Source organism: Thalassospira tepidiphila MCCC 1A03514 (assembly GCF_001662875.1).
GTDB classification, from domain to species: domain Bacteria; phylum Pseudomonadota; class Alphaproteobacteria; order Rhodospirillales; family Thalassospiraceae; genus Thalassospira; species Thalassospira tepidiphila.
Genome location: NZ_JPVZ01000001.1, coordinates 164,759 through 185,107 on the forward strand (window position 1 = coordinate 164,759; position 20,349 = coordinate 185,107).

Below are 20,349 nucleotides of genomic sequence, written 5' to 3' on the forward strand. Positions count from 1 at the left end.
CCGACTTGGCGGAATAAAACCCTATAACCCCGAAACCTCCTGAGGAAATTCAGTATTTGTGCGTATTGTCCGGTTCTTTTTGCCCCTCCTACCACATGGGTTGCATAATCTGGCGGGCCTGTTCACCTGTCGCGATCTTCCGCCCCATCAGGATCGAACCATCATGTGCCTGGGCAATAAGATCAGCATTGTTCGAAGCAGCCGATCCGTCAACCCTAAGGTGATTATTTTCAAATCCGATACGCGCGTGACCACCCAGTCCAGCACCCGTCAGAATGCAGGCGTTTTCATAAGGCCCAAACGCACATAGCATCCATTCCGAGACATAAGGACTGGCACCGATAAACGGCAAAAGTTCGATGGGTTGCAACACCTGCCCTGCGGTGTAGCGCCCCAGCACGAACAAGACCGGGAATTTGTCGCCGGGCAGAACGCCGATTTCAACAAGCTGATTGAAGCGCGCCACATCTTCGGGCGCATACAGGATCAGTTGCGGCGCGATTTTGGCTTCGCGCATGAATTCGAAAAACGATTTCAATGCATTGAGGTCCGCATCGACGGGTGCAATTTCACGTACAGCGATTGATACCGCCTCTGGCAGCAGGTTTCTGATCATTTCCATCTGCTGCTGGGCTGTATAGATGCCAACCGCCTCGGTCGTGACCTGCAACAACATATCGTCACCAACCGATGATCTGACCTCGGTCAGCATTTCGCGATAACGACCAACATCCAGACTGTGTTTCTGATCCTCATCACGAACATGCAGATGCATCATTGATGCACCGGCGGCCTTGCATTCCAAAGCCGTCCTTGCGACTTCGGCTGGCGTGATCGGGATGTTTGGCAAATCGGCCTTTGTTTTGCGCGCACCATTTGGGGCCGAGGCAATCAGAAACGGTTTGTCACCATATCCCATCACGCCAGTCCCTCGGCCTTAAAGACATCATCAAGCGCACCGGCAAACAGATCGACAATCTTGGCGACATCGTTTTCATCAATGATGAAGGCCGGGGCAAACAACACATGGTCACCGCGAACGCCATCAATCGTGCCGCCCATCGGATAGGCCATCAGACCGAGTGCAAAGGCCGCCTTCTTGATCTTGGCATTGATTTTAAGGGTAGGATCAAACGGGTCCTTGGTTTCACGGTCCGCGACAAGCTCCACCCCGCGAAACAGGCCGCGTCCACGGATATCACCAACAAACGGATGCTGGCCGAGTTTTGCCTCAAGTGCCGCGACAAGGTTTTCCCCCTGTTTGACGACATTGGTCAGAAGGTTGCGTTCCTTGATGGCGCGTTGGGTCGCAAGCGCAGCCGCACATGCTGTTGCATGCCCCTGATACGTGTGACCGTGCTGGAAGAAACCCGATCCATTGGCAATGGCATCGTTGATTTTCTTTGACACAAGCACGGCACCAATCGGCTGGTAACCTGCCCCAAGTCCCTTGGCGATGGTTTGCAGATCGCCAGAAATGCCTTCCTGCTCAATCGCATGCAGGGTGCCGGTGCGTCCCATGCCGCACATGACCTCATCAAGGATCAGCAACACACCATACTGATCACAAATTTCGCGAACGCGCTTGAAGTAGCCCGGCACCGGTGCCAGTGCCCCTACCGTTGCCCCGACAACCGGTTCGGCCACGAATGCCGCCACGCTTTCCGCCCCAAGTTCAAGGATCGCGGTTTCCAGTTCATTGGCAACACGCAGGCCATAGGCCTCTGGCGTTTCATCGTCACGCTGATCGCGATACTGATAAACAGGTGCGATGTGACTTGCGGTGATCAAAAGTGGCTCAAACTGTTTGCGCCGCCACATATTGCCACCAACCGACAACGCGCCAAGTGTATTGCCGTGATAGGATTGGCGACGGGCAATGACGTATTTACGGTCCGGCTGCCCGATTTCGAGAAAATACTGGCGCGCCATTTTAAGCGCGGCCTCAGTGGCCTCCGACCCGCCAGAAACAAAATAGACTTTGTCGATGCCTTCGGGCGCCGATGCGACCAGTTCATCGGCCAGTTCTTCCATCGCATCGGATGAAAAGAACCCGGAATGGGCATAGGCAATCTGATCAATCTGCGCATGCATGGCAGCACGGACATCCGGGTCAGAATGACCAAGGCATGACACAGCCGCCCCACCGCAAGCATCAAGATAACTCTTTCCGTTCTGGTCAAAAATATAGATCCCCTCGCCCCTGACGGCGCGCGGCGGAATGGATGTGCTCGTGCGGTGCAGAACACGGGTTCCGGCATTCGGGACCGGGGCAGAGGATTGGGCAGAGTTTGACGCGTTGGTCATGATCGGGCGTTCCGTGAAGTGACTAGTCTTCGAGATATGTATCAAAGACAGCGAGTTGTTCTTCTGCAGCGGCAATCCGTTGCAGGGCCTTGGGGCCACCCCGCGCAACCAGCAGGGCAACAAGGGCCTGCATCACGGAAAGGGCGGCGGTAAAACTTTGGAAGAAGGACTGCGAGGTGTCGCGCACCACAAGTTTGCAATGCGCATCCATCGCAATCGGTGAAACATCAGAGTCTGTCACTGCGATGACCGGGCAGTGTTGGGAGCGGGCAAACTCAACCGCACGCACCGTATCGCGGATATAGGGTTTTGCCCCGACAGCAATCATGATGTCACGTCGCCCGATACCGCGCAGTTCATCGCCAAAAGTACCGGAATGGCCATCGACCAGGACGCCATTGTCGCAAAACAGCCGGTAGGCATAGGCAAACTGGAAGGCAGCCGGGTATGCCGCACCCCGCCCGACGATGAAGACCTGCCGGGCGTTTTCAATCGCCTCGCAGGTGGCAATCATGCGTGACACAAGATCCGGCGCGTAAGCGTCGCTGATATTGTCGATTTCGGTGCGGCAAATGCTTTCAAGAAGATGCTGGTCCCGGTCGACATCATTGTCGGTCTTTTGCGTTTCGCGCGCGCGCCGGGCGTAGCTTGCGGGCTGATCAAGCAACCGGCTTTGATAATGATCCCGGAAGTCCTGCCAGGTTTCGACGCCAATCGCAGTCATCAACCGGGTGACCGTACTTGGCGGCACATTTGCCGCACGGGCCAGTGCCCGCATGGAACGCAAGGCGACATCATTTGGATGATCCAGGATATAGCGCGCAGCCTTTTGCATTTGCGGACTAAGCTTTGCGTAATCCGAAATAAGCTTTTCACGCAGATCAGTTTGCAAACCCATCACCCGAATATCCATGCCCTGTCAGGAAGACCAAGATTACGCCACAGGCTGCCGCCACACACAACAGATGTTTCAAAAAATAAAACGTACGAAACATATGTTTCGCATCTCTGTTTCATCTTTGGGACCGGGACATTAGGTGTGACGCCTAAAAAACATGGACTTATTAGAAAAAACTGTAAAAATAACTGGACTCACAAATGAAACCTTTGCGTTTCATACGGAAAATTCAAATGCGCCCTTTGATGGAAACCGGGGCGCCGAATCGGTCGATGTCCAATGGAAACGAAGATCATCGAGGCCCTTAATCAGGCACAGACAGGCATTGCGCTGTTTGATGCAGACGAACGGATTGTCTTTGCCAATCCGGCTTGGGAACAATTGATCTCCGGAATTGCCGAGGAAGACCTGATCTTCAATGAGACCGAACTTGCCGATGGCGGCATGCTTTCAGTGTGCTTCGTCAAGCCGCAAGTCCCTCAGTCCGAACGTCTTGAAGCTGCCAGCTCTGCCAATGATGCCAAAATCGGCACCGTCATCATTGCCGATGACAGCGAAAGCAACCGCATGGTGGCACGCCGCATTCTGCAGGCCGAGGGATATGGCATTGTCGAGGCCAGCAATGGCCAGACGGTGCTGAACATGCTCAAGCGCGGGGTGAATGCCGACCTGATCCTGATGGATGTCGAAATGCCCGATATGGACGGGCTGCACACCACCCGCCGCATCCGCCATATGAGTGGTCCGGTTTCGCGCACGCCGATCATTGCATTATCCGCCCATCAGTCGCGTGACTGGAATGTTATTGCCCGCCAGTCGGGTGTTGATGATTTCATCAACAAGCCCATCCAGCGGCAAAAACTGATCAAAACCATGCAGGAACTGATCACCCGGCGCAGCGGCACCACAGGCGATCCGAACGCAGCCCAAAAACGCAGCAAGGGCGCACGGATCGGTCGTCCGTATCGCCCAGAATCCCTGACCAGTCCGGTTCTTGATGTGCGTATTCTTGAACAGCTTTACACCGATGCCGGGGATGAAGGTGCGGGATGCGGCATCGAGATTTTCATCAATGAAACGGAATCCCGTCTGGTCAAGATCGACAAGGCCCTGTCAGAAGACGACATGACCACGGTGCGCAACGAAGTTCATGCGCTTAAAAGCACATCCGGCACCTTTGGACTGCGCCAGCTTTCCGAACTTTGCGAAACCACCCAATCCGTATTCGAAGACAATGATCCGGATGAAGACCGCCTGCTGTCACTCTCGCGCCAAGTGGTGCAACTGGCCCCGACGGCCCTGACTGCGCTCAATCTGTATCGCAGATCACGCAGTATCAGCAGCGCGCCCCATATCTGATCCATCCAGTCCAAGCCAGATTTGCCAGACCATCAGCGCCCAGACACTAAGCGCCATATCCAGATCCTTGCCCGAAACGGCACGCTTCCAATACGCCGTCTTGTGACCCTGCGTAATGGCGACATCGGCGAAGATCGCCTCAAGAATTCGGTTCTCATCCCCCCACAGATATCGGGCAACACCCAAAAGCCACGTCGCGACGGGCGGATTAAACCCGATTTTGTGGTGTTGAACATGCCCCGCTGGCAGATAGGGGGTGATTGCCTGACGCCACAGGGGTTTGGGACCGTATTTAAGGTGTTGCTTGGCTGGCACTGCCGCGGCGATGCGCACAACATCGTGCCCCAAAAGCGGCAAGCGATATTCAAGCCCATGGGCCATCCCGCAACGATCCGACATCAAAAGCTGATTGCCCGGAAGCGTCACATCGCGATCAAAATGCATCATCGCGTCTGTCAGGCTGCCACCTATATCAGGATGCTGCGCAATTCTGGCGTCGCATTCGGGTATCACACACCGGTTGTTCCAGACGGCAAAGGCATGATTGCGCGCCCCTGAACCGCCAGCAAGAAAGCGATGGATTTCCCGTCGATTGCCCGCGCCATACATCTTTGCCGTCAGTCGCCGCAAAGGTCTTGGCACATGACGCCAATAGGTCTCGTAATGCTGTGCGGCCCGATATCGTGGATAGCCACCAAACAGCTCATCCCCGCCATCGCCCGACAGACATACTTTGACATCACCACTCACCGCTTTTGCAAGGCACCGCATCAGAACAATCGACGGATTGGCAAAGGGCCCGCCGACACTGCGCAAGGCCGCTACAAGCTCCTGATAGATGTCGCTTGGCTGCGTCGGGGCTGCAACGACATGCAGTTCTTGCCCGAGATGCCGACACAGTTTTTGCGCAGCTTCCGTTTCATCAAGGGCCGGATCATCAAACCCCATCACGAATGCCTTGGGAATATTCTGTCCGCGTTCGCGCGCAATATCGCACGCCAAGGCAGCAACACCCGCGCTATCCAACCCACCCGAAACCAGACATCCCACTTCGCAATCCGCATCCATCGCATCGGCAACCGATTGACGAACAGCAGACAACAGGTCGCCCGCCGTCGGCAACTGCGAAGCCTTGTCGGCCCGATATGCCGGGTGCGCGATGTGGCCTGTGGAAACCTCGCCCGCCTGCCAGCGCATGAGCGTACCGGGTGGAAGAAGTTCGACGGCGTCTATCCCGGTTTTGGGTGAAGGGACAAACAGATGGGCCAGATATGCCGGTTTGATAGTGACGTCATCCACAAGCGGAGAAACTGCTGAAAACGCAGATATCTCTGACGCAAAGGCAATGTGACCGACTGGACGGCTCAAAACATAAAGCGGTTTGATGCCCAGCGGATCACGCGCCAGCCACAGACAGGATTGCGCAACATCCCACAAGGCAATTGCATATTGCCCCGACAACGTTTGGAGCACCCGTGCAGGATCATTTCCCTGCCGAATTGCGTCGGACATCAATTGCAGAACAAGTTCCGCATCATTCCGGGTTTGGAATGTCATGCCGTTGCGGGTTGCCGCCTGTATCTTGCGCCGATGTCCCGCGATATAGCCGTTGAAAACCAGAACAAATCGCCCGTCCGTGCTCACAAGCGGTTGGTTGGCCGGCGCCGTCAGATCTGTGGTTGCAAGGCGTGCGCAGCCAAGGGCGATCTTTCCATTTGGGTCAGACCAGACACCCGAACCGTCCGGCCCCCGATGGGCAAGGCGTTGGAGCATCGCATCGACGGCACTGTAATCGTCTGGTTGGGTTGAGCCCGTAATGCCACACATGGATGTCCTGCTTAATTCTGGTCGCTGAGGCTTTCAGGATCGGACGGTTCAACTTCGCCCGCGCCCCCTGCCAACCGATTTTGCAGATCGCGCAGGACAAACAGCCGCAGTGCACTCGACAAGTTGCCTTCGCGGTCGGTATCGATTTCGACAACCAGTTCAGCCAATGTCATAGCGCGACGCTGTGCAATGCCGACCAGCTCTTCCCAGAAGGCATCTTCAAGCGAAAAACTCGTCCGGTGCCCGGCAATTGTCACTGATCTTTTACGAACGGCATCTTCCATCGGCGTTTATATCTTTTCACGAATGGCAAAAACGACCATGATTTCAAAAGCTTTCCGCCATGATAGGGCATCGACATGAAATTCATACATCTTTCCGACCTTCATATTCTGGCGCGAAATGATGTGTCGCGCCTGCCCGTTGCGGCCGCGACGCTGCGCAAGGTCATTGACGAGGTAAACACTTATCACGTGGATGCTGAAGTTTGCATCATCACGGGTGACATCACCCACCGCGGCACGCCGGAACAGTATGAAAATGCTGTCGATATTTTATCTGATCTTGCCATTCCCTATCTGATCATTCCGGGCAATCACGACATCCGCGAAGCATTTTGCGATGCCTTCCCGACAACAGAAACCGACACCCACGGCTTTGTCAATTTCGGGCAAACCTTCAATGGTGTGCGTTTTGTCATGATGGATAGTGTTGTTCCCGGCCATCATCACGGCACGCTTTGTGCGCAACGCCTTGACTGGCTGCGCGATGAATTGACGGCACATCGGGATACGCCAACCTTCCTGTTCATGCATCATCCGCCAATGGCAATGGGCCTGCCGTTCATGGATACCATCCGCTTGGATGCCGAAGACGCACTTGGTGAAATCGTATCGAGCAACCCGCAGATCAAACATCTGTTCTTTGGCCATCTGCATCGCCCGGCAACGGGCACCTGGCTGGGCGTCCCGTTTGTTTTGGGCAACAGCACCCAGTCGGGTGAACCGCTTGATTTTCGCCATGAAAAAGAAGAAGAGCTTCAGGACCCCAACCCGCTTGGGCCGGGCTATGGCATTGCCTTTGCCGATGCCAAGGGCGGGCTTCGTTATCACTTCAATTTCGTGAAGTTCGATATGCAATTGTGATCAGTCGGCGTTACTGGCCTGATCCCATTCCGCCAGAACAACCGGGTCACTTTCGATTTTAGCGTGAATGTCCTTGAGACTGGCAAATTCAGCAGCACTCATCAGTTGCGACAGGGCCCAGACCGCACTGGCACGGATCAGGGCACTTTCATCTGATAGCAGATTTTCAATGCGCGGGATCAGGCGCGGAGCCCCGCTATTGCCTGCCGCAACCAGAACATTGCGCAGGAACTTCGCCCGACCGATGCGCTTGATCGGCGATCCGGTAAAGAAGGCCCGAAATCCGGCGTCATCCAGATCAAGGAAGTCCGCCAATCTTGGTGCCGTCAGTTCGACACGCGGAATAAAAGCCAGTTCTTCGGTCCGGGTCGCAAACTTGTTCCACGGGCAAACGGCCAGACAATCGTCACAGCCATAAATGCGATTGCCCATGGGTTTGCGAAATTTCTGCGGGATCGGCCCGTCATGTTCAATCGTCAGATACGAAATGCACTTGCGCGCATCAAGCTTATAGGGGGCCGGAAAGGCATCAGTCGGACAGGCCGACAGGCATTTGGAGCACGACCCGCAATGATCGATTTCCGGTTCAGCTTCCGGCAGATCAAGGGTCGTAAAAATCTCGCCCAGAAACAACCAACTGCCAAATTCGCGCGATACAAGATTGGTGTGCTTTCCCTGCCAGCCAATTCCCGATGCCTGCCCCAACGGCTTTTCCAGAACCGGGGCGGTATCGACGAAAACCTTGACCTGTTCCGCCCCGCCCGACTGTTCAACAACCCAGCGTGCGAGCTGTTTCAGGCGCTTTTTGATCAGGTCGTGATAATCCTTGTTCTTGGCATAAACCGAAATCATCGCCCTGTCGGGATGATCCAGCAGTGCCATCGGGTTTTCCGCCGGGCCATAATTGCTGCCAAGGACAATCACTGATTTGACATCGGGCCACAACATTTCCGGGTCGCGCCGACGCGGCAGGCGTTCAGGATCATTCATCCACGCCATAGAACCGTATTCACCACCCGCGACAAATTCATCAAGACGTTGCTGATTACGCGCATCAATTTTCGGACGCGCCACACCACAGACATCAAAGCCGATTTCACGGGCTTTGGCCTGAAGCATTTCAAACGTGATATTTTGGCGCGTCCTGGTGGTCATCCGTTCAGTCATTCTGCCTGTTTGTTCTTTGGCGCGTTATATCGCCTCACGATCATAACGCAAAAGGCCGCAACATGATGCTGCGGCCTTTTTAACAAACTCATAAACGCAAGTTCTAGCCGCGCCCGCGATACGGGGCTACGCCCTGATCGGGGATCCAGACACCCTCGGGTGCCGGGCCGGTCTGGTAGAACACGTCAATCGGAATGCCGCCGCGCGGATACCAGTATCCACCGATACGCAGCCATTTCGGATCAAGGGTTTCGACAATGCGCTTGCCGACCTTGATCGTGCAATCTTCATGGAAAGATCCGTGGTTACGGAACGAGGTCAGGAAAAGCTTCAGCGACTTGCTTTCAACCAGCCAGTCACCGGGCACGTAGTCAATCACCAGATGGGCAAAGTCCGGCTGGCCGGTGATCGGGCAAAGCGATGTGAATTCCGGTGCGACAAACCGCACACAGTAATCGGTTCCGGCCTGCGGGTTTTGTACCCGTTCCAGAACCGCTTCGTCTGGCGATGCCGGCTGTTGGGTGTCGCCGCCCAGCATGGTCAGGTTGTCGTAGATGGTTTGATCGGCCATAGCTTAGTCCTCGATAATCGGCATGGGATCGATGTCCCCGCCTTCCTGTCCGGCATGGAAATCACGCGCAAAGACGTCCATGCGGCCTTTGGCAATCGCTTCGCGCATGCCACGCATCAAATCCTGATAATAGGCAAGATTGTGCCAGGTCAGCAGAACCGCACCGAGGATTTCCCCAGCCTTGATCAGGTGATGCAGATAGGCACGCGAATATTTCGTGCAGGCTGGGCAACCACATTGATCATCCAGCGGACGATCATCATCGCGATGCCGCCCGTTTTTAAGGTTCAGCGTCCCGCGATGGGTAAAGGCCTGTGCATTGCGCCCGGATCGCGTCGGCAGCACGCAGTCAAACTGATCAATCCCGCGCATCACCGCCCCGACAAGGTCAGACGGCTTACCAACGCCCATCAAATAGCGCGGCTTGTTGGCAGGCAGCATATCAACGCAGAAATCAAGCGTATCAAACATGATCTGCTGGCCTTCGCCAACCGCAAGACCACCAACCGAATGGCCGGGAAGATCCAGCTCAGCCAACTTTTCGGAGCTCTCACGCCGCAGGTTTTCAAACACACTGCCCTGCTGAATGCCGTAAAGCGCATAACCTTCGCGGTTAACAAACGCATCCTTGGACCGTTTCGCCCAACGCATCGACATCTGCATGCTTTCGCGCGCCTGCTGTTCGGTTGCCGGGAATGGGGTGCATTCATCAAACGCCATGGTGATGGTCGATCCCAGCAGATGCTGGATTTCCATGGAGCGTTCGGGTGTCAGGTTGAACTTGCGGCCATCGATATGGCTTTTAAACGTCACACCTTCTTCGGTGATCTTGCGCAGTTTTGCCAGCGACATGACCTGATACCCGCCGCTATCGGTCAGGATCGGCTTGTCCCAGTTCATGAATTTGTGCAGGCCACCCAGACGTGCGATGCGTTCTGCACCCGGACGCAGCATCAAATGGTAAGTATTGCCCAAAAGGATCTGCGCACCCGTGTCGGCAACGTTTTCCGGCAACATGCCCTTAACCGTGGCGGCCGTACCCACCGGCATAAAAGTCGGCGTATCAATCACGCCGTGGGCGGTGTGAATGCGCCCCAAACGGGCCTTGCCATCCTGAGCAAGCAGTTCATAGCGAAATTCGGTCATCGGTTCTTATGTCCGTGCATCAATTTTGTTGGCGCATTCAAGCAGGCTGCAATCGCCATAGGAATAAAAACGGTATTCGTTTTCGATGGCGTGCTGATAGGCCGCCTTCATGCGTTCAAACCCGGCAAAGGCCGACACCAGCATAAACAGCGTCGAGCGCGGCAGGTGGAAGTTGGTTAGCAACATATCCACTGCGCGGAATTTATAGCCCGGCGTGATAAAGATGTCGGTCTCCGCCTCGAACGGTTCAACCACCCCGTCTTCGCGCGCCGCACTTTCAAGCAGACGCAGCGACGTGGTCCCCACCGCAACCACACGACCGCCATTGGCGCGGGTTTCGTTGATCAGATCGGCGATTTCCTTGCTGATCGAACCCCATTCGGCATGCATCTTGTGATCATCGGTATCGTCGACCTTGACCGGCAGGAAGGTGCCCGCCCCGACATGAAGCGTAATCGTGCGGCGATTGATCCCGCGCGCATCCAGATTGGCCAGAAGTTCCGGGGTGAAATGCAAACCCGCCGTCGGGGCCGCCACAGCACCGTCCTTTTGCGCAAAGATGGTCTGATAATCGGATTTATCCTGATCATCACCGCCCGCCTCGCGACGGATATAGGGCGGCAGCGGCATGACGCCGTATTTTTCAAGTGCGGCAATGAGGTCTGCACCGGATTTGTTAAAGCGCAGGGTCACTTCGCCGCCGTCCTTCTTGGCAAGAACTTCGGCTTCGAATTCGTCATTGACCTTGAAGGTTTCCCCGATGCGCAGCTTCTTGGCCGGTTTGGCAAATGCCACCCATGTACCAAGGCCTTCCTGTTTATGCAGGGTCACCTCAACCTTGGCATCCCCGCGTTTACCAAACAGGCGGGCCGGGATCACGCGCGTATCATTGGATATCAGCAGATCACCGGGACGCAAAATATCGGGCAATTCGCGCACGATGCGGTCCTGCATCCCTTTGCCTGACAAATCAAGCATACGGGCAGCATCACGCGGGTTGGCCGGATGTTCGGCAATGCGTTCGCGCGGCAATTCAAAATCGAACAGATCGACTTTCATGGATCAGGGAAATTCCGCTCAATTAAAAAACAAATGAAGGGGCGTGTTATGCGCCCCTTCAGAAGAAATCACAAGGCCACGGACGGCATATCTGATGCGCCCAGGCTTTGTATCAAACCGATATCAGCCGCGGGCCGGTTCCGCATCAGTGCGCGGTGTGATCACCGTCATCAAAAGACGGAACGGAGCCAGACAGGTCAGCGCCATGATCATCTTGGCTGCGAAATCACCCATCGCCCACGTATCCCACGGAAGCCCCGTACCGGCAAACGCAATCGAGAAGAACAAGGCGGTATCAACCGCCGATCCGATGCCAGACGACACCAGCGGTGCTTTCCACCAGCTTGCACGGCGCAGTTTGTCAAACACGGTCACATCAAGCATCTGGGCAATCAGAAAAGCCGAACCCGATGCGATGGCAATGCGCGTATCCGCAACGATCAGCGACAGAACAACCGCAAGCGCAAACCCGGCCAGCACAACAACCCGTGCCGCCGCCGCACCGCGGGCACGGTTGGTCAGGTCGGTAACAAGGAAAGCGACCGGATAGGTAAAAGCACCATAGGTCAGCCAGTCCGCCAGAACGCCGGGCAGCGGGTATTCGACCAGAATGTTCGATGCGACAACGGTCACCGCCATGGCGAGGACACCGAAAATGATCGCTTTCATCTGTTAGCCCTTCTCATCAAATGAACCCACGCATAACAAATCTCGCGGCCCACCATACTGGGCGACGATCACGAACGGATTCTGTGTAACTTTGGTGCGGCTGTTTACGCGCAGACCAAGGCCCGGTCAAGGAAAAACGGCGATCAGGAAAACCTGATCGCCGCTGCAGATCGCTGCATGTCGCCCCGGGGAAAATGGGGCGCCGCGCCGCGAAACCATATTCGTTTTAAGTTACAGCATGATGCCACGAATGGTGAAGAACAGAAGCGCGCCGAGGAAGGCACCGGCCGGAACCGTCACCACCCACGCGGTTGCAATCGTCACCGCATAGCGACGACGCACCAGAAGACGCTTGCGCATTTTCTTCTCAGCCTTTTCGGCCTCACTCGGGTCAATCTGACGAAGCGCTTCGATATGTTCATCGCCCTGTTCGTTTTCGGGACGATCCACCAACATAGGCGATGCAACCTTACGACGACGATGCGACAGGCTTTCACGCAGGAAACCAACCCCGAACACAGCACCAACCGCAATGTGGGTCGAACTGACCGGAAGACCCAGTGCAGATGCGACAATCACCGTAAGGGCCGCCGACAATGCCACGGTATAGGCACGGATCGGATCAAGCTTGGTGATCTTTGATCCAACCGTCTTGATCAGTTTCGGACCAAACAGGATCAGACCGGCAGAAATACCAAGCGCGCCGATGACCATCACCCAGATCGGGATCGGGGCCGAGGTCACGATCTGACCGCTATCAACTCCGGAAACAATGGCAGCCAGCGGACCAATCGCGTTGGCAACATCGTTCGAGCCATGCGCGAATGACAGCAGGGCTGCTGAGACAACAAGCGGAATGCGAAACAGCGATGCGATTTCCTTGCGACGGCCGGTCATGCTGGCCGAAGCACGGAAGACGGCCTTGCGGACCGGGATCACGGTCAGGAAGAACGCGGCAACACCAATGGCGATCACAACCGGTGTTTCGGCCTTCCAGATTTTCTTCACACCCTTCATCATCAGATACATCGTAAAGGCCGAGACCATAACGCCGACCAAGATCGGAACCCACTTGCGTGCAGCAGTCACGCGGTCTTCGGTGTAAAGAATGCGGAATTTGATAAAGGCCAGGAACCCGGCAGCAATCAAGCCACCCAGAACCGGCGAGATCACCCAACTTGCGGCGATTGTGCCCATGGTCGGCCAGTTCACGGCCCCGATGCCAACGGCGGCCATACCAGCCCCCATGACACCACCAACAATCGAGTGCGTGGTTGAGACCGGTGCGCCAAACCAGGTGGCCAGGTTCAGCCAAAGGGCCGCGGCCAGAAGGGCTGCCATCATCGCCCAGACAAAGGTTTGGGCATCAGGCATCTGGGTGGGATCAATAATGCCGTTCTTGATCGTGCCGACAACATCGCCACCAGCAATGATCGCGCCGGCAGCCTCGAAGATGGCCGCAATCAAAAGGGCACCAACCATGGTCAGCGCCTTGGAACCCACCGCCGGACCAACATTGTTGGCAACGTCGTTGGCCCCGATATTCAGCGCCATATAACCACCGATAACGGCGGCGGCGATCAGGAAGCCACTTTGCGGCAGTCCGCCCATGTGAAAGGCGACAAACGCACTACAGGCAAGCAGGAAGACAAGTGCCAGACCAAGCTTCGCACTGATCGATGCTGTTTCACCCAGCCCCGCATCCATGCGTTTTTGCCACTTGAGATCCTTATCCAGAGCAGTTTTCTTTACCGACATAATCAACCGTTACCATCAAAGGGAATCGACGGGCGGATCATGTCGAAGCCGGACCTCTTTGTTAAGGTTTTTTTGCTGTTTTATGACGACCTTCGGTCAAGTCGTTGAAGATAAAGAAAAACGGCCCCACAAAACGGGGCCGTTTTCCAACATTTTCAAGGGTTTTGATATCAGCGACCGAACTGGTTCAAAAGCCCCTTCAGCAGGCCTTTGGCCGCATCCTCGGCAGAGCCGCCACCAGAGCCACCCGTTCCCGATGAATCATTGCTTGATCCGCTGCCGCCCAGTGCCTTGTCGATCAGGTTATCGAGAACCCGAACGGCAACCTTGTCCATGCGTCCGGTGATAACCGGATCATCGATCTTGCCTTTGGCATAGACGCTGAACGGCGGCAATTCTTCGATCTTTTCAGAGAAATCGAAATCAGCCTGCGTATCCATCACCCAGCGCGGCAAATCAAGGGTCGCATCCGCATCTGCTGTACCCACCCGCGACAGTGCTTCGACACGGGTGGTTTTGGCAATGCCGTTGGTGATTGTCATGTCGGCTTCAAGCGATTGCATGAGATCGTTGTTGCCAACCCCTTCAACCACCATGGCCTGCGGGCCCTGACGCAGAAGTGCTTCGATATTCAGGCGCGGATCCGGCGACCGTTTATCGGCATTACTGAACCGCACATTGTTCAGAACCAGATTGGCTGTACCATTCAGGGCCGACACCAAACGGCGGGATGTATTTCCCTGGGCATTGGCATCAAATGTCAGTCCCAATCCGCCAAGGATGGTGTCACTTGCCACCCGGATCGGCACCAGGCTTTCGATCCGCGCACTGTCCAAACGACCGGCAAGGGCCAGTTTGGGCACATCGGTATTACGCGCATCAAAGGTGCCGTTAATCGCAAGGTCACCCTGCCCCAGAAGCCCGGTAAAGCTTGGAATGCTGAGAAGCCCGTTAACCAACGTTGCCTTCAGGTCCGGATTGATCAGGCTATAGGTATCGAAATCAAGCTGATCCAGGGCAACCGCAATATCAGCATCAATCGAACGAAGGGCCGAAACATCAATTACGGTGTCATCCCACGGCGTGCCGTCGCGGGCATCAACGCGGGTAACCATCGTGGTTTTCGGCAGATTGAACGCTGCCTTGCGCGGGCCACTGCCCATACCGGGCATCAGGCTTGCGCGCTTTTCTGCTGGCAGGAACGGATCTACCACAAGCTTGCCACCCGATAGTGCGACAGAAAGCTTGGGCTGTGCCTGTGAACCATCAAAGCGCACGTTGCCCGACGTTTCAAATGCGCCGAGGATAAGCTTCAGGCCATCGAGCGCGACATTCTGCGCATTGCCCTTCACAGTGCCGGAAACCGCCAGTCGGCCAAGATTGCCCGATGGTGTGTAGGTGGGTGCCAAAAGCTCCAGCGCACGGTTCAGGCTGGATGCCTGGACAGCAAGCTTGCCATCAATGCCCGGATTGCTGCCCAGCATCTCTGAAACAACACCATCAAGCGCAACCTGCAACAGCGGGTTGGACACATCAAGCGCAACCGTCGGTCCGGTGACCGGGCCATTCAGATCCAGATTTGCCTGAACACTCTTGTAACTGCTGGCCGGTGCCGGAAGGGTAATGCCGGTCAGCTTCGCCAGCGGCTCCAGCGTTTTGGCGGTGATACGCACGGACAAATTATCAAACGCCGGAACATCGGCCGAACCGTTGAATGCGCCCTTTGCACTGGCGCCAAGGCCTGCTGCATCGGCAACCGCAAAATTGGTCAGGGTAATGTTCGGACCATTGAGGCTGCCATCAATTGAAATGCCACGCACCGACACGCCAGAGGAGATGATCTCATCAGCGGCCAGTCGGTAATTGGCGGCCATGCCTTCAAGGGGTGCCAGCGCATCCTTGATGATCTTGACCATATCCTGCTTGGCAGCAGACGTGTTGCCCGCATCCGATGAAGATGATGCAGCACCGGTCGATGTATTGCCGCCCGCCTCAGAAGTCATAGAGACGGAAACGTCCGCATCCGGCGCAGCTGCGATATACTGATCAAGGTTGATCCGGTCGAGCTTCAGACCAATGCCCAAGGCAGGCAGGCCCGATCCACCAAGATTGGCAACAACAGCCCCGCGAATGGCGGTATCATCGACGCGAAGATCAAGATCGGAAATATTGAGTTGTTCGGATGTGCCCTTGATCCCGCCGGTCAAGGAGAACCGGCGAAGACGGTCGGCACGAATGCCGTCGACATCGACACCCAACCAACGCATGACCGCACGAATGTTTTCGGACGCCACCTCATAACTAAGTGCGGCACTCAAGTCCGGCGTATTACCGGAAATGCTGCCAAAGACAGATACATCTGTCCCGCCGGGAAGACCGGCAGAAACTTCGTTCAGCGTGATCTTGCTATTGGCGATTGCCGCATTGATCCGCGCATTATGGACCGGCGTCTGGTTATAGATCAGGGTTTCAACTTCGAAATCAATCGACGCCTTCAGATCCGCCGGGATCGCCGGTGCATTGGCAGCACCGTTTTTCTTGACCGAGCTTTGCGACGGGATCGATTGTGCGCCACCTGTTGCGTCGCTTGATGCTTCCGGCGCGCTGTTGGCGTCACTGGACGCAGGCGATGCGCCTGTATTGCCCATATCGGCCAGAACAAGGATGCTATCAAGATCAAGCTGATTGAAGCGAAGCGCGACATCGGCATTGAGGCTCGGTTCCTGATCAATGGCAATCGCGCCAGACCCGCGGGTTTCACCAAACCGGATCGAAAGATCATTGAGCGTCACCGATTTGGCATTGGCCGTGATGTGCCCGCCAAGATCAAACGGCTTGGCCGCTATATCGGGAATGTCGGCATCGTCGCCTGCAATCCGAAGGGCGGCTTCGCGCAGGTCATCGAAATTGCCATCAATCTCGCCGTCGAAACCGGGGTTATCCGTTGAAAGATCGACACGTCCGGCAACGGTGACACCGCCGTCGACCTCGTCAATGCCCAGTTTCAGGCTGACCGGGAACGGTGCAGTCTGGCTGATCTGCCCGACATTCATCGCAAATGTCAGCGGAATACCGCGATAGAAAACATACCCTTCACCCTCCATCGGGCCATTCAGGGTCTCTGCCGATATACCAAGGGTAAGCCCCTCGATCCGTTCTTCGGAGCCCGGCGCGCGATAGATGATGGTCGCGTTTTCAATTTCCAGACGGTCGACCTGAATGGTGCTGGCGAAATCACTGTCGGTGCTCTCAGCCGCATCAGCCGTGCCCTCGGCACTCTCGGTTGGTGCCGGTGTGCTTTCAGTACCCGTACCCGGCGTGCTGATTGTTCCCGCGTCCGGGCCGGAACGTGCGGCCTGCGCTGGATCAAATACCAGATTGTTCGAACCATCTTCAAAGGTCTCAATCGCGATCACCGGATTGATCAGGCTGACTTCGGTCACCTGTACATTGCCGGTCAAAAGCGGCATCAGCGCAACGGAAACCCGGACCTCGTCAATCGACACCATTTCGGCATCCTGTGCGCCCGGTACATTGCCAAGGCTGACATCCGTTGCCGACAGGGATGGTGACGGGATCAGCGACATCGACAAATCGCCCGCAAGATCAAGCTCCCGTCCGGTCGCCTCGCGAACAGCCTGGCTGACCTCGGCCTTATAGCCATTCCAGTCAATCAATGACGGAATGATCAGCAACGCGGCAACAAGAACCACGAGAAGTGCACCAATTGCGACAAGGATTTTTTTCAACAGTCAGGCTCCGCTAGATCGCATGGTCGCCCCGCCAAAAAAAGGCTGCGACCCACAAAGGTTTGATTTCTTGTTCGAAAGCATAAGGCTCGTGATGACTCTCGCAACAGAAAATGGCCAAAGATTAAAGCTAATTTCAGGCAAGCTTGATCCATCCGTAACGCCGGGATCGTGCGATGAGTTCCATCGGCACCATCTTCATGTGTGTCAAAGCAGGGCTTTGATCAAGCATCCGGCAGATATTGCACTGTTTTGAAACATTAAAAATAGAACCGGAATACCCGGAAAGAAAACCTTTAACGCCATTTGCGAATTTACCAAACGGCGAAATACGTAGTTTAAAATCAATTGGATGGTGGAAATCGGCCTCCGAAATGATACATTTTATAAAACAGAAAAAGAATTCAATCCTGACTTTCATTCCACCCGGATGATCGTTGTACGCAATCGCGACAGGGAGGATTAAAATGACCGATACAATAATCGAAACGCCGGAAAAAGCGGTCGACGCCGGTCAACGCGGAATCGTTGTACGCACCATCACCACCGACCAATCAGGCGCCTGGCTGCAAGCAGGTTGGCGCGATTTCAAACGAACCCCGGCCATCGGCCTCACCTATGGGGCGTTTTGCACCATTGCCGGTTGGCTGATCGTGCTCAGCATTTTCCGTTCTGGCGAACCTTATCTGACCTTGCCGCTTGCGGCGGGCTTTATGCTTTTGGCACCTGTGCTTGCGGTTGGACTTTATGAAACCAGTCGCCGACTTGAGATGGGCGAAAACGTTACCCTGTGGCACAGCCTTAATGGTTTTCGTCGCAATCCCGGCCAAATCGGTGCCATCGGTGTTTTACTGATGCTGTTCTTTTTGGCGTGGACGCGCATTGCGATGTTGCTTTTTGCGCTGTTTTACAACGGCACCATGCCGTCGCTTGATGTTCTGGTCTGGCAAACCTTCTTCTCGCGCGATGCGATCACCTTCCTGATTACCGGCGGTTTGCTGGGTGGTGTGTTGGCGGTGATTGCCTTTGCGGTATCGGTGGTATCGATCCCGCTTCTGGTTGATCGCGATGTCGATGTGATTACCGCCGTTATCATCAGCGTTTCGGCGTTTCGCAAAAACTGGAAGGTTTTGATTGGCTGGGGGGCCGTGATTGCCATCCTGTCTGCTTGCGGGATGGTCGTCTTCCTGTTCGGGCTTGCCATCACGATGCCGCTTCTGGGCTTTTCAAGCTGGCATGCCTATCGCGGGATCATCGATGAAAGTCAGGCCGATGTCGCCCGCCTGCGCCGTCAGGTTCCCTGAACATCTCCCTGCTAACTGATCTGTAAACGCCGCCCTTGGAACGGGCGGCGTTTTTTGTTGCGCAAATAATTTGCGGGGCACCGATGCATGCATGGGAACAAATATCGCGACCAGCAGTTTAAGCTTTGTGGCGATTGACCTGCGTATAAGGCAGCGAGATATCGATCACGCATCCGCAAACTTCACTGGCGTCGTTGCCATAAATTGTCCAAGATCAGTCGGCAACAGATCAGCATCTGGCAACCATCTGCATTTACGAGTTATTTTTGATCATGCATCAAGCCCGTGCGCTCCGCCACGTTATCGCCGTTTCCGCGTCCCTGTTCGCGCTGCTTGCGGGTACCCAAGGAGCTTTTGCGCAAACCAATACGGCCGATGGCCCGCAATCGACCCGGACCCCGGATGACAAGTGGGGTGTGTCGCTGTCAGTTGAAAACGATCTGTTCACGCCGACAAACAGTGACCAGCATTACACCAACGGTGTGCGGCTTGCCTTTATCTCGCCCGAAGACGATGCCCCGGCGAGCTTTCTGAACGTTGCCAAGAAAGTCCCGTTCTTCGCATCCGAAGGGCGCATTCGCACCAGCTATTCGCTGGGCCAGACCATGTACACGCCAGACGACATCACGATTGCGGAAAATCAGCCCAATGACCGCCCATGGGCAGGCATGCTGTATGGCACGGCCGGGCTTTTGTCGGATACCGGCCTGCAGAAAAATGGGACGGATAGTAATTATTCGCGCATTGATACGCTGGAACTGACCCTTGGCGTGGTTGGTCCGGCTTCCCTTGCCGATGAAACGCAATCCTTTGTCCATAAACAAATCAATAGCCCCCACCCCGAAGGCTGGGACAATCAGATCAAGAACGAACCGATCATCGGCCTGACCTATGAACGGAAATATCGTGGCTGGTTCGAAGCAGACCTTTTGGGTGTCGAATTTGATGCCACCCCACACGGAGCAGTGACGCTGGGCAACGCCTTTACCAATGCGGAACTGGGCACGATGTTCCGGATGGGCTTTGACCTGCCGGCGGATTACGGCCCGCCGCGCATCCGCCCAAGCCTGCCGGGATCGGATTTCTTTGTCCCCGACACCGATGGCTTCCCGCTAAGCGGTTATGTCTTTGCCGGTTTTGCCGGGCGCTATGTCGCACGCGACATCACCCTTGATGGCAACACCTTTGCCGACAGTGCATCGGTCGATAAGGAGCCATGGGTTGGCGATTTGCAGATCGGTCTTGCCGTGATCATCGGCCAGGCGCGCCTGACCTACACCCATGTTTATCGCACCCCGGAATTCACCGCCCAAAGCGGGGCGGACCAGTTCGGGTCGCTTTCGCTTTCCTTCCGGTTCTGATCCGAAAACAAAAACGGGGCCAAATGGCC

At 55.6% G+C, this 20,349-nt stretch carries 16 protein-coding genes; 4 read left to right on the forward strand and 12 right to left on the reverse strand.

All coding sequences use genetic code 11. The annotated features are described in order from the left end of the window. Nucleotides 1–88 precede the first annotated feature (88 nt). From TH4_RS00795 to TH4_RS00805, 3 genes are read right to left on the reverse strand one after another with little or no spacing between them, the layout of a single operon-like run. Nucleotides 89–919, reverse strand: coding sequence for a beta-keto acid cleavage family enzyme (locus tag TH4_RS00795; RefSeq protein WP_064779560.1), 831 nt, complete (start codon nt 917–919; stop codon nt 89–91). Beyond that, nucleotides 919–2,307 carry an aspartate aminotransferase family protein gene (locus TH4_RS00800; RefSeq protein WP_064779561.1) on the reverse strand — a complete coding sequence of 463 codons (1,389 nt, stop codon included), beginning with the start codon at nt 2,305–2,307 and terminating at the stop codon, nt 919–921. Before TH4_RS00800 ends, TH4_RS00795 begins: the two co-directional genes overlap by 1 nt. 22 nt (nt 2,308–2,329) lie before the next feature. Continuing rightward, complete coding sequence (locus TH4_RS00805; protein WP_064779979.1) at nt 2,330–3,205, reverse strand: MurR/RpiR family transcriptional regulator; 876 nt, start codon at nt 3,203–3,205, stop codon at nt 2,330–2,332. Between the two features lie 279 nt (nt 3,206–3,484). On the opposite strand from TH4_RS00805, the gene TH4_RS00810 reads away from it, so the two are divergent. Continuing rightward, complete coding sequence (locus tag TH4_RS00810; RefSeq protein WP_064779562.1) at nt 3,485–4,564, forward strand: response regulator; 1,080 nt, start codon at nt 3,485–3,487, stop codon at nt 4,562–4,564. Here TH4_RS00810 and asnB read toward each other — a convergent pair. Together asnB and TH4_RS00820 are read right to left on the reverse strand one after the other, a co-directional pair. After that, nucleotides 4,532–6,391 carry an asparagine synthase (glutamine-hydrolyzing) gene (gene asnB, locus TH4_RS00815; protein WP_064779563.1) on the reverse strand — a complete coding sequence of 620 codons (1,860 nt, stop codon included), beginning with the start codon at nt 6,389–6,391 and terminating at the stop codon, nt 4,532–4,534. The genes TH4_RS00810 and asnB overlap by 33 nt on opposite strands. Before the next feature lie 11 nt (nt 6,392–6,402). Then, a complete protein-coding gene (locus TH4_RS00820) occupies nt 6,403–6,675 on the reverse strand; it encodes a ribbon-helix-helix domain-containing protein (protein ID WP_064779564.1) in 273 nt (90 codons plus the stop codon). Between the two features lie 75 nt (nt 6,676–6,750). Here TH4_RS00820 and TH4_RS00825 point away from each other — a divergent pair, with 75 nt between their 5' ends. After that, a complete protein-coding gene (locus tag TH4_RS00825) occupies nt 6,751–7,536 on the forward strand; it encodes a phosphodiesterase (protein ID WP_064779565.1) in 786 nt (261 codons plus the stop codon). On the opposite strand, the gene queG is transcribed toward TH4_RS00825, so the two are convergent. The 7 genes from queG to TH4_RS00860 form a co-directional block, all read right to left on the reverse strand. Then, nucleotides 7,537–8,703: a tRNA epoxyqueuosine(34) reductase QueG gene (gene queG, locus TH4_RS00830; RefSeq protein ID WP_245227660.1), complete on the reverse strand. Its 1,167-nt coding sequence runs from the start codon at nt 8,701–8,703 to the stop codon at nt 7,537–7,539. Between the two features lie 103 nt (nt 8,704–8,806). Continuing rightward, nucleotides 8,807–9,274 carry a preQ(1) synthase gene (gene queF, locus TH4_RS00835; protein WP_064779566.1) on the reverse strand — a complete coding sequence of 156 codons (468 nt, stop codon included), beginning with the start codon at nt 9,272–9,274 and terminating at the stop codon, nt 8,807–8,809. Between the two features lie 3 nt (nt 9,275–9,277). Further along, entirely contained in the window at nt 9,278–10,420 is a 1,143-nt protein-coding gene (gene tgt / locus TH4_RS00840; protein WP_064779567.1) for a tRNA guanosine(34) transglycosylase Tgt, read from the reverse strand. Nucleotides 10,421–10,426: 6 nt separating this feature from the next. Further along, nucleotides 10,427–11,479 (reverse strand): tRNA preQ1(34) S-adenosylmethionine ribosyltransferase-isomerase QueA, encoded by a 1,053-nt coding sequence (gene queA / locus TH4_RS00845; RefSeq protein WP_064779568.1) that lies wholly within the window; start codon nt 11,477–11,479, stop codon nt 10,427–10,429. 123 nt (nt 11,480–11,602) lie between these two features. Beyond that, nucleotides 11,603–12,148 (reverse strand): VUT family protein, encoded by a 546-nt coding sequence (locus TH4_RS00850; protein WP_064779569.1) that lies wholly within the window; start codon nt 12,146–12,148, stop codon nt 11,603–11,605. A gap of 231 nt (nt 12,149–12,379) precedes the next feature. Next, a complete protein-coding gene (locus tag TH4_RS00855) occupies nt 12,380–13,906 on the reverse strand; it encodes an inorganic phosphate transporter (protein WP_040822812.1) in 1,527 nt (508 codons plus the stop codon). A gap of 170 nt (nt 13,907–14,076) precedes the next feature. After that, nucleotides 14,077–17,655 (reverse strand): AsmA family protein, encoded by a 3,579-nt coding sequence (locus TH4_RS00860; RefSeq protein WP_064779570.1) that lies wholly within the window; start codon nt 17,653–17,655, stop codon nt 14,077–14,079. A gap of 467 nt (nt 17,656–18,122) precedes the next feature. Here TH4_RS00860 and TH4_RS00865 point away from each other — a divergent pair, with 467 nt between their 5' ends. Both TH4_RS00865 and TH4_RS00870 read left to right on the forward strand, forming a co-directional pair. After that, entirely contained in the window at nt 18,123–18,959 is an 837-nt protein-coding gene (locus tag TH4_RS00865) for a DUF2189 domain-containing protein (protein ID WP_064779571.1), read from the forward strand. 272 nt (nt 18,960–19,231) lie between these two features. Further along, nucleotides 19,232–20,320: a lipid A deacylase LpxR family protein gene (locus TH4_RS00870; protein ID WP_064779572.1), complete on the forward strand. Its 1,089-nt coding sequence runs from the start codon at nt 19,232–19,234 to the stop codon at nt 20,318–20,320. Nucleotides 20,321–20,349 lie beyond the last annotated feature (29 nt).